The sequence below is a fragment of the Lysobacter helvus genome, from assembly GCF_018406645.1.
Lineage (GTDB): Bacteria > Pseudomonadota > Gammaproteobacteria > Xanthomonadales > Xanthomonadaceae > Noviluteimonas > Noviluteimonas caseinilytica.
The window spans coordinates 2,040,707-2,053,834 of the sequence record NZ_AP024546.1; the positions used below are offsets into that span (position 1 = coordinate 2,040,707).

At 67.4% G+C, this 13,128-nt stretch carries 12 protein-coding genes; 8 read left to right on the forward strand and 4 right to left on the reverse strand.

Going from position 1 to position 13,128, the window contains the following annotated elements; all coding sequences use genetic code 11:
• Positions 1-17: 17 nt before the first annotated feature.
• Positions 18-593 carry a TMEM175 family protein gene (locus LYSHEL_RS09920; protein ID WP_213433890.1) on the reverse strand — a complete coding sequence of 192 codons (576 nt, stop codon included), beginning with the start codon at positions 591-593 and terminating at the stop codon, positions 18-20.
• Between the two features lie 95 nt (positions 594-688).
• Between LYSHEL_RS09920 and msrA the strand changes: the two genes are divergently transcribed.
• The 6 genes from msrA to LYSHEL_RS09950 all read left to right on the forward strand — a co-directional run bounded on the left by msrA (position 689) and on the right by LYSHEL_RS09950 (position 5,298).
• The gene (gene msrA / locus LYSHEL_RS09925; protein ID WP_213433891.1) at positions 689-1,195 is read left to right on the forward strand and encodes a peptide-methionine (S)-S-oxide reductase MsrA; all 507 of its coding nucleotides are present in this window, start codon (positions 689-691) and stop codon (positions 1,193-1,195) included.
• A gap of 99 nt (positions 1,196-1,294) precedes the next feature.
• Positions 1,295-1,666, forward strand: coding sequence for a PaaI family thioesterase (locus LYSHEL_RS09930; RefSeq protein WP_213433892.1), 372 nt, complete (start codon positions 1,295-1,297; stop codon positions 1,664-1,666).
• A 59-nt stretch (positions 1,667-1,725) separates the two neighbouring features.
• Positions 1,726-3,075, forward strand: coding sequence for a hypothetical protein (locus tag LYSHEL_RS09935; RefSeq protein WP_213433893.1), 1,350 nt, complete (start codon positions 1,726-1,728; stop codon positions 3,073-3,075).
• Positions 3,076-3,080: 5 nt separating this feature from the next.
• Positions 3,081-4,442, forward strand: a complete 1,362-nt coding sequence (locus LYSHEL_RS09940) for a hypothetical protein (protein WP_213433894.1) — start codon at positions 3,081-3,083, stop codon at positions 4,440-4,442.
• A gap of 22 nt (positions 4,443-4,464) precedes the next feature.
• Positions 4,465-4,779 carry a hypothetical protein gene (locus LYSHEL_RS09945; protein ID WP_213433895.1) on the forward strand — a complete coding sequence of 105 codons (315 nt, stop codon included), beginning with the start codon at positions 4,465-4,467 and terminating at the stop codon, positions 4,777-4,779.
• Between the two features lie 84 nt (positions 4,780-4,863).
• Complete coding sequence (locus LYSHEL_RS09950) at positions 4,864-5,298, forward strand: hypothetical protein (RefSeq protein ID WP_213433896.1); 435 nt, start codon at positions 4,864-4,866, stop codon at positions 5,296-5,298.
• A gap of 57 nt (positions 5,299-5,355) precedes the next feature.
• On the opposite strand, the gene LYSHEL_RS09955 is transcribed toward LYSHEL_RS09950, so the two are convergent.
• Complete coding sequence (locus tag LYSHEL_RS09955) at positions 5,356-7,044, reverse strand: peptide MFS transporter (RefSeq protein ID WP_213437762.1); 1,689 nt, start codon at positions 7,042-7,044, stop codon at positions 5,356-5,358.
• A gap of 206 nt (positions 7,045-7,250) precedes the next feature.
• On the opposite strand from LYSHEL_RS09955, the gene LYSHEL_RS09960 reads away from it, so the two are divergent.
• Together LYSHEL_RS09960 and LYSHEL_RS09965 are read left to right on the forward strand one after the other, a co-directional pair.
• Positions 7,251-9,251 carry an OPT family oligopeptide transporter gene (locus LYSHEL_RS09960; RefSeq protein WP_213433897.1) on the forward strand — a complete coding sequence of 667 codons (2,001 nt, stop codon included), beginning with the start codon at positions 7,251-7,253 and terminating at the stop codon, positions 9,249-9,251.
• A 34-nt stretch (positions 9,252-9,285) separates the two neighbouring features.
• Positions 9,286-11,361 (forward strand): S9 family peptidase, encoded by a 2,076-nt coding sequence (locus tag LYSHEL_RS09965; RefSeq protein WP_213433898.1) that lies wholly within the window; start codon positions 9,286-9,288, stop codon positions 11,359-11,361.
• 13 nt (positions 11,362-11,374) lie between these two features.
• Here the strand turns inward: LYSHEL_RS09965 and LYSHEL_RS09970 are convergent, their stop codons facing one another.
• Both LYSHEL_RS09970 and LYSHEL_RS09975 read right to left on the reverse strand, forming a co-directional pair.
• Positions 11,375-11,968 (reverse strand): glycoside hydrolase family 25 protein, encoded by a 594-nt coding sequence (locus LYSHEL_RS09970; RefSeq protein WP_213433899.1) that lies wholly within the window; start codon positions 11,966-11,968, stop codon positions 11,375-11,377.
• Positions 11,965-12,963 carry a lipase family protein gene (locus LYSHEL_RS09975; protein WP_213433900.1) on the reverse strand — a complete coding sequence of 333 codons (999 nt, stop codon included), beginning with the start codon at positions 12,961-12,963 and terminating at the stop codon, positions 11,965-11,967. The genes LYSHEL_RS09970 and LYSHEL_RS09975 overlap by 4 nt, the downstream gene beginning before the upstream one ends.
• Positions 12,964-13,128 lie beyond the last annotated feature (165 nt).

Consider the following 13,128-nt stretch of genomic DNA (forward strand, 5'->3'; position numbering starts at 1 on the left):
TCCCTTGGAGGACACGGTCAAACCCCCGGCGGATCCGGCCGCAGGTACACCACCAGGCACACGAAGCACAGCGCAATGGCGATCAGGGGTGCGAACAACCCCACCACGGTCGCGACCACGAACAAGCCCAGCGTGAACGTGGCCCGCAGCCGCATCCGGTGGCGGATCCGCGCCGGTGCGACATCGGCCGGTGCGCGCCCGATGAGTTCGGTGATCAGCCCGAGGTACGTCGCGTTCACCAGCACGAAGACCGCCGCGTAGAACGACACGGGCGCCGGCGCCAATTTGCTGCGTGCCATCCACGCCGTCGACAGCGGCACCAGCGACATCGCGAACAGGTGCGCGAAGTTGGTCCACAGCAGGCGCGGCGTGGCTTCGCGCGCGTAGCGCAGCAGGTAATGGTGGTTCATCCAGACGATGGCGATGAACACGTAGCTCATCCCGTAGCTCAGCCATGACGGCCAGTGCGCCAGCAGCGCGGCATAGGTGCTTTGCGCGGGCGGGCGCAGTTCCAGCACCAGCACGGTGATGAGGACGGCGAAGACGCCGTCGGAAAACAGGGTCAGGCGTTCCGGCGTGGCCTTGCGGAGCATCGTGGGCGCCCCTATCCATTGGGTCCGGGCGATCGACGTCGGTCGACCCGGCCGGGGCGCAATATCGCACCCCCACCCGACGAGGACCAAGCACGATGACCACGCAAACGAGTACCGCGCTGCTGGCCGGCGGCTGCTTCTGGGGCATGCAGGACCTGATCCGGCGCCAGCCCGGCATCCTCGCCACGCGCGTGGGCTACAGCGGCGGCGACGTGCCGAACGCGACCTACCGCAACCACGGCACGCACGCCGAGGCGATCGAGATCACCTTCGATCCGGCGCAGACGAGCTATCGCGACATCCTGGAGTTCTTCTTCCAGATCCACGACCCGTCGACGAAGAACCGCCAGGGCAACGACGTCGGCATGAGCTATCGCTCGGCGATCTTCTACCTGGACGACGAACAGAAGCGCGTGGCCGAAGACACGATCGCGGATGTCGATGCGTCGGGTTTGTGGCCGGGCAAGGTGGTCACCGAAGTCTCGCCGGCCGGCCCGTTCTGGCAAGCCGAACCGGAACACCAGGATTACCTGGAGCGTTATCCCGAGGGCTACACCTGCCACGTGATCCGCCCGGGCTGGAAGCTGCCGAAGCGCGCGTGACGCGGGGGTTTGCTACCGTGGCGCGCAACGCGAGCGGGGCCAACGTCGATGCGGTATTGGCACCAGAAAGTCGTCGACTGCTTCGAAGCCCAGGGCCTGATGACGACGCTGGGCGCGAGGCTCGCGTCCGTTGCGGAAGGCGAGGTGCACATCTCGCTGCCTTCCCGCCCGGAGATCTGCCAGCAGAACGGCTACGTCCACGCGGGTGCGCTCACCACCATCCTGGACAGCGCGTGCGGCTTCGCCGCGCTGAGCGTGGCGCCGGACGACTGCGACGTATTGACCGTTGAATTCAAGGTCAACCTCCTGCGACCTGCGCTCGCGGACCATTTCGTCGCCATCGGCAAGGTCAGGAAGGCCGGCAGGATGCTGACGGTGTGCACCGCTGAAATCCTGGCGACGCAAGACGGGAAAGACGTCTCCATCGCCCTCATGCAGGCCACGATCGCCAATCTTTCGAAGACCCGGTAGGCGCAAGCGCCGGTCGTCTTGGGTAAGCTCGCGTCGTTCGATGTTCGGGGGAGAACACGATGCATCGTTTCGGGCAGGGCGTTGCGTGGGCGCTGGGGAGCTGCGCGGTCGCCGTCGTCGTGGCGTATCTCGCCGTCGTGGCGATCAACTGGTTCGACGAGCCGCCGTCGGCCGATGCGCAGGCGCTTGCACGCATCACGGGCGACCGGCCGATCATTCCCGACCAAAGCAACGCTTACATCCTGTTCCTCGGCCTGTCGGCGCCGTTGCAGGAAGACCCCTTCATCCGCGGCCAGGAACGCAATCGCTTCCTGACGCGGGTCCAGCCGTGGAAAGCGGGGGACGCTCCGGTCTATTTGCCCGGACGGGAAGTGCAATACAAAGGGTCACGCACGCCGGCGATCGCGGCCATCGCGGAGGCCTGCGGGAAGTTCGACACGGACAGCGCGGAATGCGTGCGCCTGGTGCATGCGGACCCGGCGCAGGTCGCGCAGTGGCTGGATTCGGAATCGTGGTTGCTGGCGCGCTACGAGGACCTCGTGGCGCTGCGCCAGTGGCGCGAACGCGTGCCGAACGACATGGCGGCGCCCATGCCGTCCTTCCTCGTCGCCCGGGATGGGCAACTGTTGTTGCTCATGCAGTCCTGGCAGCACGCACGCGCAGGGCAGGGCGATGCCGCGCGCGCCCTGTTGCAGGACGACCTCGCGTTCTGGCGCATGGTGCTGCAATCGAGCGACACGCTGATCACCAAGATGATCGCCACGGGTGCCGTCGAACGGAACCTCGCGCTGGGCAACCTGGCGCTGCGCGATCTGCACGCTGCCGGCAAACCCGCCGCGCCGCCCGATGCGTGGCAGACGCCCCTCAGCCTGGCGGAGCGTTCCATGCAGCGCCCGTTCGCGGGTGAGTTCCGCTTCCAGTCCGGATCGCTGCAGCCCATCGCGGACGCGTTCGGCACCGATCGCCTGAGCGATTGGTTCAAGCGCCCGATGCTGAAGGTGCAGGCAACGAACAACCTGTCCGCAGCGCGGTTCCGTGCGGCGGGCCTGCGGTTCGACGCCGACTATCCCGCGTTGCCGGCCGCGGCCAACATGCAGGCACCGACCGGGCGGTGCGACGGCCTCTACAACTTCGTCGGGTGCGTGCTGTACGGCATCGGCGCCGCGAGCGACGACGCGCAGTACGCATTGCGCGTGGCCGACCTCGAAGGCGAGCGCCGCGCGACGTTGCTGGCGGCGGAGCTGCGTGCCGCCGGTGCGGACGCAACGGACCTTGCGCAACGTGTGCAGGCTTCGCCGCTGAAGAACCCGTACACCGGCCAACCGTTCGAATGGGATGCGGCGAACAAGCGCATCGTGTTCACCGGGATGGCGAAGGGAACGCATGCGCGCCATGCGGTGCCGCTGTGATGCCGATGCCACGCGCAGTGCGGGTGATCGCGTGGATCGTGGCGGGTCTCCTGCTGCTGGTCGTCGCGTTGTACGGCGTGATGGTGGCGATCAACTGGAACGACGAGCCGCCGTCGGTGGCGTCGCAGGAACTGGTCCGTGCCGTCCGCGATCGGCCGGCGGTGCCGGACCAGGACAATGCGTTCGTCTTCATGCTCGGGATGGGGGCGCCGCCCGGCGCGGATCCGGTCGCCATGGGGCGGACGCGCATGGCGTTCCTGCGGAACATGGCGGCCTGGAATCCGCATGCACCGCCGTTCGACTTCCCGGGCAAGGAAGTCAACGTCAAGGAACGCAGGTCGCCGGCGATCACCGCGATGGCCGAAGCGTGCTTCGACGGCAGCGCTGCGTGCGTTCAACAGTGGCAACGGCATCCCGAACGGGTCGACCAGTGGCTTGCTTCGGAGTCGTGGTTGCTCGAGCGTTACCTTCGGCTCATCCAGTTCCACCAATGGCGCGAAGAGATCCCGCGCGACATGGGCACGCCGTTCGTCCGTTACCAGCACGCGATCAACGGGCAGCAACTGCTCCTCGCGAACGCCTGGACGCTCGCGCGCGACGGCAAGGGCGATGCCGCGCGTGCGCTGCTCGATCAGGACCTGGCGTTCTGGCGCATGTTGCTGCGATCGTCGGATACGACGCTGGCGAAGATCATCTCGAGCGCCGCGATCCGGCATCATTTCGCGCTGGGCAACCTGGTGCTTCGCGAACTGCACGCTCGCGGCCAGCCCGCCGCGCCGCCTGACGGCTGGCGCACGCCGCTGACGCGCGAGGAGCGATCGATGCGCCGCGTGCTGGCGGGCGAAGCGACCTTCATCGCTGCATCGCTCGGTCCGTCGCTGCAAGACGGCGACGTTCCCGGCGGGCGCGTCGGCCGGTGGATCCTGCAACCGATGTACAAGCCGCAGGCGACGCGCAATCTCTACGCCGCCCGCACGATGCGCATGGCCAGTCGCATGGACGCGGACTATCGCGCGCTGCCGCAAGCGTTGCGCGACGCGGCGGCGTCGGCGCCGCAGCACGGCGAGGACGTCTACCGCGCCTACAACCCGCTCGGCTACGTCCTGTTCCGCATCACCACCGAGACCGACCCGATGCGGTACGCCGTTCGCGTGAGCGATGTGGAGGGCGAGCGTCGCGCCGCGATGCTGGCGGTGGAACTGCGCGCTGCCAACGCGACACCGGCGGATGCCGCGCGTCGCATCCGGGCCTCCGCGCTGAAGGACCCGTACACCGGGGAGCCCATGGTGTGGGACGCCGCGACGCAAAGCGTCGTGTTCAAGGGGATGGATCCGGACACGCGTGCAAGGCACGCGATCCTGCTCTGATGTCGAGCCACGGGAGCGCGCCATGATCGAGGCTTTCGAATCCTTGTCGCTTGCCGCCACGACGGCCATCGTCGCGGTGACGTCCTTGTTGCTCCTGCTCGCGATCGCATCCCTGTTGCGGTGTCGGTGGTTGTGGGTGGCGGCGGTGGTCGTCCCGCTCGCCGTCGCGTATGTCGCCTATTGGGCGCCGGTATGGTTCGGGGGACGGGATCCGTCCGCGTATTCGGCCTGGGAATCCCTCTTCATGGTGGCGTGGGGCGGCGTCGGCATGCTGGCGTGCCTGTTGCTGGCGATCTTCCTTCGCCAGCGGCGCGCACGAAGCAATCCGGCTCGATAGCCGTCGGGTGAAGGCGGCCTTTACGCGCCCCGGTCGGGTTAGGCGTATATCGTCGTTTCCCATCCCCGCACACGGAGTGCCGCCATGAACCGTCTGCTTTCCCTCGCCGGCCTGACCCTGGTCCTGGCGTCCCCCGCCGCGTTCGCGAAGGGCAAGGTCGATTGCAACCTGCGTTTCAACATGAGCGGCTGGTCGGTGCTGTACAAGACCGCCTCCGGCAGCGGCACGATCACCTGCGACAACGGCCAGAAGATGAATGTCACCGTCAGCGCGAAGGGCGGCGGCCTGAGCGTGGGCAAGCAGAAGATCGAAGGCGGCACCGGCGATTTCAGCGGCGTCAGCGACATCAAGGAAACGCTGGGCAGCTACGCCTCTGCCGAGGCGCACGCGGGCGCGGCGAAATCCGGTACCGCGCAGGTCATGGTGAAGGGCGACACGGAGCTCAAGCTCGCCGGCGCCGGCAAGGGCTGGGACGTCGGCATCACCTTCGGCAAGTTCACGATCGCGAAGGCGAAGTAATCGTCGCAACGCTTCACGCGTGCACACACGGGAAAGCCCGCAGCGATGCGGGCTTTTTCATTTGACCCCGTGCATCCACCGTTTCAGGAACACGAACGTCAGCAACAGGAACGCGCCCGCCGACACGAGGCCGATGATCCACATCAGCTCGAACAGGTGCGCGTACTTGGCCGCCGCGGCAACGGCATCGATCGCGCCGCTTTCCGGGATGTCGATCGACGCCAGCTTCCCGAACTGCGCCGCCAGCACTTCCGAATATGCCGTCGCCAGCCAGAAGCCGCCCATCATCAGGCCGACGACCTGCGCGACCGACAGCTGCGTCACCGCTGAAAGACCGATCGGCGACAGGCACATCTCGCCGATTTCCAGCAGCAGGTAAGCCAGCACCAGCCACCACACGCTTGCCATCGCGCCGGTCGCGGCGACGTGCTGCGTGGCCTGCAGCAACGGCAGGAACGCCAGCGCCGCGAACAACAACCCGAACACGCTCTTCAGCGGCTTGCTCGGATTCATGCCGCGCTTCTCCAGCCATGGCCACAGCCACGCGAAGAAGGGCGAGAGGATCACGACGAAGAACGAACCAAGGAACGTGAGCGAACCCGCCGTCTGCGGCACCAGGATCACGTCGCGGAAACACGCCACCGCCATCGCGAGCGCCAGCACGATCACCGCGGTGGTCGCCAGCGCGTGGTTGCCGCGGTCGCTCGCCTTCAACGCGATCACGATGCCGATCGGCGTGCCCGCCATCAGGTACACCGACCACGGCACCGTGCCGCTGGCGTCGCTGACCATCGACGGGAACATGTCCTTCGTCATCAGGCGATCGGTGAAGGTGAGCCACGACCCGTAGGTCTGCTCGTACAAGGTGAAGAACACCAGCACCGCCAGGATGATCACGATCAGCGCGAACATCTGCTGGCGCTGCACGCGATCGCAGCGCGCCACCAGGTACCAGGCGAACCACGCGAGGAACACCGCGGCCACCACGTGCATCGCGTTTTCCACCGTGGCCGTGCGCTGGATCAGCTGCCACACCACCGCCACGCCCGCGAACGACCCCAGGTAGATCCACCACTCGCGTGGCAACCCACCCACGCGTTCGCGCAACGCGACCGGATCGCGCGGCTCCGCGTGGCCATGCAGGTACTTCTGTCCCCACAGGAACATCGCCAGGCCCGCCACCATGCCGATGCCCGCTGCGCCGAACCCGTACTTCCACCCGTAGGTCTCGCCGAGGAACGCGCAGATCAAGCCGGCGAACAACCCGCCAACGTTGATGCCCGCATAGAACAAGGTGAATCCGGAATCGCGCCGCGGATCATCGTCCGCGTACAGCTTGCCGACGATGGTGGAGATGTTCGGCTTCAAAAAGCCTACGCCCATGATGATCAGCGCGAGCGAGAGGTAGAACACCTGCAGCGCGCCTTCGTCGCGCACGACCACGCCGTTCACCAGTCGGGCGTCCTGGCCTTCGAACGCCATGCCGAAATGCCCGAGGCACAACAGCACGCCGCCGAGCACCACGGCCTTGCGCATCCCGAGCCAGCGATCCGCCAGCAGGCCGCCGATCACGGGCACCGCGTACACGAGCCCGCCGTATGCGCCGATCAATTCGTAGCCCGCGTCGTCGTTGAAGCGGTGGTGCTTCAGCAAATAGAGCAGCAGCAACGCCTTCATCCCGTAGAAGGAGAAGCGCTCCCACATCTCGGTGAAGAAGCAGACGAACACCCCCTTCGGGTGCCCCATGAAGTCCTCGCTGCGCGGGATGTCGGTGAAGGCGGTGACTGCGGACACGCGAGGCGACTCCGTGGGCGGCGTGGCCGGAGCATACCCTCGGCGCCCGCAAAGCCCCGCCCCGGCTGGACTTGGGGCCGGCCCCCGGCGTAGGGTTGGCCGCGCTTTTCGAACCAACCTGCGGACCGTGCGTCCGCGTCCTGCGAGGATCACGCCCCGTGTCCCAACCCGCCACGCCCGGCCTCGCGCCGCGCAACGAATTCACCCTGCGCGCCCTGGTCCTGGGCGTCGTCATCACCCTGGCGTTCACCGCCGCCAACGTGTTCTTCGGCCTGAAGGCGGGCCTGACGTTCGCCACGTCCATCCCGGCGGCCGTGATTTCGATGGCGCTGCTGCGCAACTTCAAGGGCGCGACCATCCAGGAAAACAACATCGTGCAGACGGTGGCCTCGGCCGCCGGCACCTTGTCGTCGATCATCTTCGTGCTGCCGGGCCTGGTGATCATCGGCTGGTGGACGGGCTTCCCGTACTGGGCCTCGTTCGCCATCTGCGCGCTCGGCGGCATCCTGGGCGTGATGTATTCGATCCCGCTGCGCCGCGCGCTGGTCACCAACTCCGACCTGCCGTATCCCGAAGGCGTGGCATGCGCGGAAGTGCTCAAGGTCGGCAGCCCCGGTGCGGAAGGCACCAAGCACGGCGCCGAGGAAAGCCGCGCCGGCTTGCTGGCGGTGGTGTGGGGCGCGGTGGTCGCGTCGGCGTTCGCGCTGATCGTGGCGACGCGCGTGTTCGCCAGCGACGTGAAGAGTTACTTCAAGGTCGGCGAGAACGGCGTGTCCGGGTTCGACTTCGCGCTGTCGATGGCGTTGTTCGCGGTGGGCCACCTCGTCGGGCTGTGGGTGGGCCTGGCGATGCTGCTCGGCGCGCTGATCGGCTGGGTGTGGGGCGTGCCGCATTTCTCCGCGCTCGTGCCCGGCACCGGCGGCCTGGAAGACATCGCGGGCGCGACGTGGAGCGCGAAGGTGCGCTTCGTCGGCGCGGGCACCATCGGTGTCGCGGCCATCTGGACACTCGGTAAGCTCGTGAAGCCGGTGGTCAGCGGCCTGGCCTCGGCGATGCACGCCAGCCGCGTGCGCGCCGCCGGCAACCTCGCCACGCTGCCGCGCACCGAACACGACATCCCGATCACCGTGGTCGGCATGATCATGGCCGCGTGCTTCGTGCCGATCGCCTTCCTGCTGGTGCACTTCAGCAACGAGACCGGACTGGGATCGGTCACGCCGGCGCTCGTCATCGGCGGCCTGCTCTACATCGTGGTCATGAGCTTCCTGGTCTCCACCGTGTGCGGCTACATGGCGGGCCTGATCGGGTCGTCCAACTCGCCGCTGTCCGGCATCGGCATCCTGGTGGTGATCGGTGCGGCGCTGCTGCTGGTGTACGGCATCAAGCCGATGCTGGAACCGGGGCACGAGAAGGGACTCGTCGCATTCGCGCTGTTCGTCACCGCGGTGGTGTTCACCGTGGCCGCGATCGCGAACAACAACCTGCAGGACCTCAAGACCGGCCAGCTCGTCGACGCCACGCCATCCGCGCAGCAGTGGGCGCTGATCGTCGGCGTGATCGCGGGCTCGGCGGTGATCCCGCCGGTGCTGTCGATCGTCAACAAGGCCTACGGCTTCACCGGCGCGCCGGGCGTGGATCCCGCGCATGCGCTCGCCGCGCCGCAGGCCGGCCTGATCTCCGCGCTCGCGCAGGGCGTGATCGAAAACAACATCGACTGGTCGCTGATCGGCATCGGTGCGGCGATCGGCGTGGCGTTGATCATCATCGACGCGGTGCTGCGCCATACGACGAAGTCCGCGCACCTGGCGCCGCTCGCCGTGGGCCTGGGCATCTACCTGCCGACGTCGGCCACGCTGATGGTGGTGGTGGGTGCGGTGATCGGGGCGATCTACGACAAGCGCGCCGAACGCAGCCCGCGCCCGGAAGCCACCAAGCAACTCGGCGTGCTGCTGGCCTCCGGCATGATCGTCGGCGAAGGCCTGGTGGGCGTGCTGATCGCGGCCATCGTGGCGTTCTCCGGTTCCAACTATCCGTTGGGCCTGGTGGGCGACGACTTCGCCGCCAACTATTCGCTGTGGATCGGTGGCGTCGCGTTCGTCGCCGCCGTGTTCCTTTTGTATCGCTGGATCGAACGCATGAGCCGCAAGGTCATTGCCTGATCCGCCGCATTCCTTTCCTGATCGGAATTCCACCATGACGCTTCGTCCCGCACTCCTCGCGCTCGCCCTCGCGGCGGCGCTTCCGTCCGTCGCCCATGCAGAACGCGGCTTCGAAGTCCGCGACCTCGCGAAACTCGATCGCGTGTCCTCGCCGGTGCTTTCGCCGGACGGCCGCAAGGTCGTGTTCGCCAAGCGCGTCGTCGACTTCGATGCCAACAAGTCGGCCACCTCGCTGTGGATCGAAGACCTGATGGCGCGCGATGCCGCACCGCCCGTGCGCCTCACGCCGGAAGGCTGGAGCGTCAACTCGCCGGACTTCGCGTCCGACGGCAGCCGCGTGTACTTCCTCAGCGCGAAGTCGGGCTCGATGCAGCTCTACGCGATCCCCACCGCGGGCGGCGCGCCCGTGCAGCTGACCGACATCGCCGGCGATGTCGGCGGTTTCAAGGTGTCGCCCGACGGCAAGCGTGTCGCGCTGGCGGTGGAAGCGTTCGCCGACTGCAAGTCGGATTTCGCGTGCACGCAGAAGCGTTCGAAGGACGCCGAGGCGAAGAAGGCCTCGGGCAAGGTGTTCGACCGCGTCTTCATCCGCCACTGGGATGCATGGAACGAAGGCAAGCTGAACCGCGTGTTCGTCGCGCCGCTGGGCGATGGCAAGGCGAAGATTTCCACCGCCACGCTGGTCGGCGGCGACGTGATCGGCGACGTGCCGTCGCGTCCGTTCGGCGACACCGGCGAATTCGCGTGGTCGCCCGACGGCAAGTCGCTCGTGCTGTCGGCGCGCAAGTCCGATGGCCAGGAACCGTGGTCGACCAACTTCGACCTGTACCTCGTGCAGGCCGACGGCAAGGGCGCTGCGAAGAACCTCACCGCCGCCAACAAGGCGTGGGACACCGGCCCGGTGTTCTCGAAGGACGGCAAGACGCTGTTCTATCGCGCGATGAAGCGCCCGGGCTTCGAAGCCGACCGCTTCGCGCTGATGGCGATGGACATGGCCTCGGGCAAGACGCGCGAGATCGATCCGAAGTGGGACGCCTCGGCCAACGGCATCGCGCTGTCGGATGACGGCAAGACGATCTACACGACGGCGGAGGAACTCGGCCAGGCGCCGCTGTTCGCCGTCAACGTGGACAACGGCGAAGTGACTACGCTGGTGAAGGACGGCACGGTGTCGTCGTTCGCGATGGCCGGCCCCACGCTGGTGTACACGCGCAACACGATCCAGACCGGCGACCAGTTGTTCGCCGCGCAGCCCGATGGCAGCACGCCGCGTGCGATCACGCAGAGCGCGGGCGAGATGGTGAAGGACGTGAAGTTCGGCGAAGCGCAGCAGTTCAAGTTCGTCGGCTGGAACAACGACACCGTGTACGGCTACGTCGTGAAGCCGTGGAATTACCAGCCGGGCAAGAAGTACCCGGTGGCGTTCCTGATCCACGGCGGCCCGCAGGGCAGCTTCGGCAACGGCTGGAGCTATCGCTGGAATCCGCAGACGTACGCGGGCCAGGGCTACGCGGTGGTCATGATCGACTTCCACGGCTCCACCGGTTACGGCCAGGCGTTCACCGACGCGATCAGCCAGCATTGGGGCGATCGTCCGCTCGAAGACCTGCAGAAGGGTTGGGCCGCCGCGCAGAAGCAGTTCGACTTCCTCGACGGCGACAAGGCGTGCGCGCTCGGCGCGTCGTACGGCGGCTTCATGGTCAACTGGATCGCCGGCAACTGGAACACGCCGTGGAAGTGCCTGGTCACGCACGACGGCGTGTTCGACCAGCGCATGATGGGTTACGCGACCGAAGAGCTGTGGTTCTCCGAATGGGAGAACGGCGGCACCGTGTTCGACAACCCGCAAGGCTACGAGCGCTTCAACCCGGTCAACCACGTCAAGGACTGGAAGGTGCCGATGCTCGTCGTGCACGGGCAGCAGGACTTCCGCATCCCGGTGGAGCAGGGCATCGGTGCGTTCACCGCCGCGCAGCGCAAGGGCGTGCCGTCGAAGTTCCTCTACTTCCCCGACGAGAACCACTGGGTGCTCAAGCCGCAGAACAGCGTGCTGTGGCACGACACGGTGAACGCGTGGCTGAAGCAGTACATCGGCGAAGGGTCGAAGTAACCGCGCGGATGGATCAAAGCGCCGGCCAGCGTTCGCGCAGGTCGGCGTCGCTGCCCGCGTAGCGATTGCGGTCGCAGCGTGCGACGCCCGGGATGTCCCGGGCGTCGTCGGTGAATTGCCACAGCGTCCAGCGGTCCCAGCCCGGCGGCACGATGGCGGACTCGCTGTATTGCGCGAGCCACAGGGCGCAGCGTTGCAGGACGGGATCCGCTTTGCCCGCGAGGCAACTCTTGAGATACGCACCGCCGTAGAGCATCGGCAGGCGGCCCGTCGCGCTTTCGATGCCCTGGATGAACGCGCGCGCCTGTGCGAGCGACATGCCGGCGCCACTTTCGAAATCCAGGCACATCACCTCCACGTCGGCAGGCGATGCGACCTGCAGGTAATGCGCGACCTGCAACGCGGGCGCATCGGCGGTGCCGAAGTGGTACGACCCCCACCGCAAGCCTGCGCGCAGCGCATCGCTGCGGTACTGCGCGTACATCGGATCAACGCCCATCGCGCCCTGCGTGGCCTTGCCGATCGCGGCGACGATGCCGCTGCCTGCGACACGCGCGAAATCCACCGGAGCCTGCCAGTGCGAGAGATCGATGAGGTTGTCGGTCATGGCAGCAACGTCCGGTGTGGGGGCACGGGAACGAGGCAGTCGCGCGGTTGCTGGCTGTCGGCGAGGCGCGCCTGCCAGGCCGCGAGCGGCATGCGCGCGAAGTCGAGCAACGCGGCATAGCTCACCGCGTGGTGGTTGCAGCCCGGCGTGTCGCGCAGGTGCACGCGCAGGCGTGTTGGATCCAGCGGCGTGATGTTGGCCAACGGCTTGAATCCATCGGGGCCGAGGTCCGGCGGCAAGTGCGGCACGAGGTCGCGCACGTTGTCGTATGCGCGATGGTCGGTGACGGCACGTGCATAGGCGGCCGCGAACGCCGCATCGCCCGGGCGCGCGGAGGCGAAGAAGCGGCCGGCGACGCGATTGGTGGTGGCGTCGTGCACCAGGTCGAGCGTGAGATAGGTGCCCAGCACCGCCCCCGCGCTGTGGCCGACGACGGTGACGGGCGCTTCGCCGATGTGGTTGCGCAAGGCTTCGGCCGCGCGGGTGGGTTGCGCGTCGCCGGTGCGCGGCACGAACGCCAGGGATTCGTACAAGTCCAGGAATCCGCCGGGCACCTTGCCGCTGTCGGGCCACGGCCCGGCGCGATGCGGGAAGAACGCATCGATTTCCCATTCGTCCGTACCGACGGTGCCGCGCAGCAGGACGGCGTAGGCCGCGTTGCCATGCGCATCGTCGGTACGCGCGAGCACGCCATGCATCGTGGGGATGGGTGCTTTCGACGCATCGTGCAGCGGCGGGCGATCGTTGCCGACGAGATGGCCCTCGACGCGCCACTGCGCGGGCAGCGACTTCCAGTGCGGGAACGCGGGTTGCAGGTTGCGCGGCGCTGCGGCGTAGGCATCGCCGACGTCTGCCACCATCAGGATCCAGTCGGCCGCGATGCGGCGCTCGGCGTGGGACGGGGTTTCGCGTGATGCGGTGCAGGCGGTGGTGGAAAGCAGCAGCGTCGAACAGATCGCGAGCGCGATGTGCAGCGACGGACGAAAACGTGCCATGGCCGGGTCCTCGGAAGGGCGGCCAGCTTGGGGATCGTGTCGTGGGTCGGTGTAGCGAGTGTTCTTCGATCACGCGTCGATTGCTCCGCCCGGCGCGCTTCGGATTCGAAGCGCAAGGCATGACGATTCGTGCAATGGCGGCGTTGGCCCGCGGGGCAGATGCAA

Coding starts and splice junctions, on each gene's coding strand:
- LYSHEL_RS09920 (WP_213433890.1), bottom strand. CDS start 593: ATGCTCCGCAAGGCCACGCCGGAACGCCTGACCCTGTTTTCCGACGGC.
- msrA (WP_213433891.1), top strand. CDS start 689: ATGACCACGCAAACGAGTACCGCGCTGCTGGCCGGCGGCTGCTTCTGG.
- LYSHEL_RS09930 (WP_213433892.1), top strand. CDS start 1,295: ATGACGACGCTGGGCGCGAGGCTCGCGTCCGTTGCGGAAGGCGAGGTG.
- LYSHEL_RS09935 (WP_213433893.1), top strand. CDS start 1,726: ATGCATCGTTTCGGGCAGGGCGTTGCGTGGGCGCTGGGGAGCTGCGCG.
- LYSHEL_RS09940 (WP_213433894.1), top strand. CDS start 3,081: ATGCCACGCGCAGTGCGGGTGATCGCGTGGATCGTGGCGGGTCTCCTG.
- LYSHEL_RS09945 (WP_213433895.1), top strand. CDS start 4,465: ATGATCGAGGCTTTCGAATCCTTGTCGCTTGCCGCCACGACGGCCATC.
- LYSHEL_RS09950 (WP_213433896.1), top strand. CDS start 4,864: ATGAACCGTCTGCTTTCCCTCGCCGGCCTGACCCTGGTCCTGGCGTCC.
- LYSHEL_RS09955 (WP_213437762.1), bottom strand. CDS start 7,044: ATGGGGCACCCGAAGGGGGTGTTCGTCTGCTTCTTCACCGAGATGTGG.
- LYSHEL_RS09965 (WP_213433898.1), top strand. CDS start 9,286: ATGACGCTTCGTCCCGCACTCCTCGCGCTCGCCCTCGCGGCGGCGCTT.
- LYSHEL_RS09970 (WP_213433899.1), bottom strand. CDS start 11,968: ATGACCGACAACCTCATCGATCTCTCGCACTGGCAGGCTCCGGTGGAT.
- LYSHEL_RS09975 (WP_213433900.1), bottom strand. CDS start 12,963: ATGGCACGTTTTCGTCCGTCGCTGCACATCGCGCTCGCGATCTGTTCG.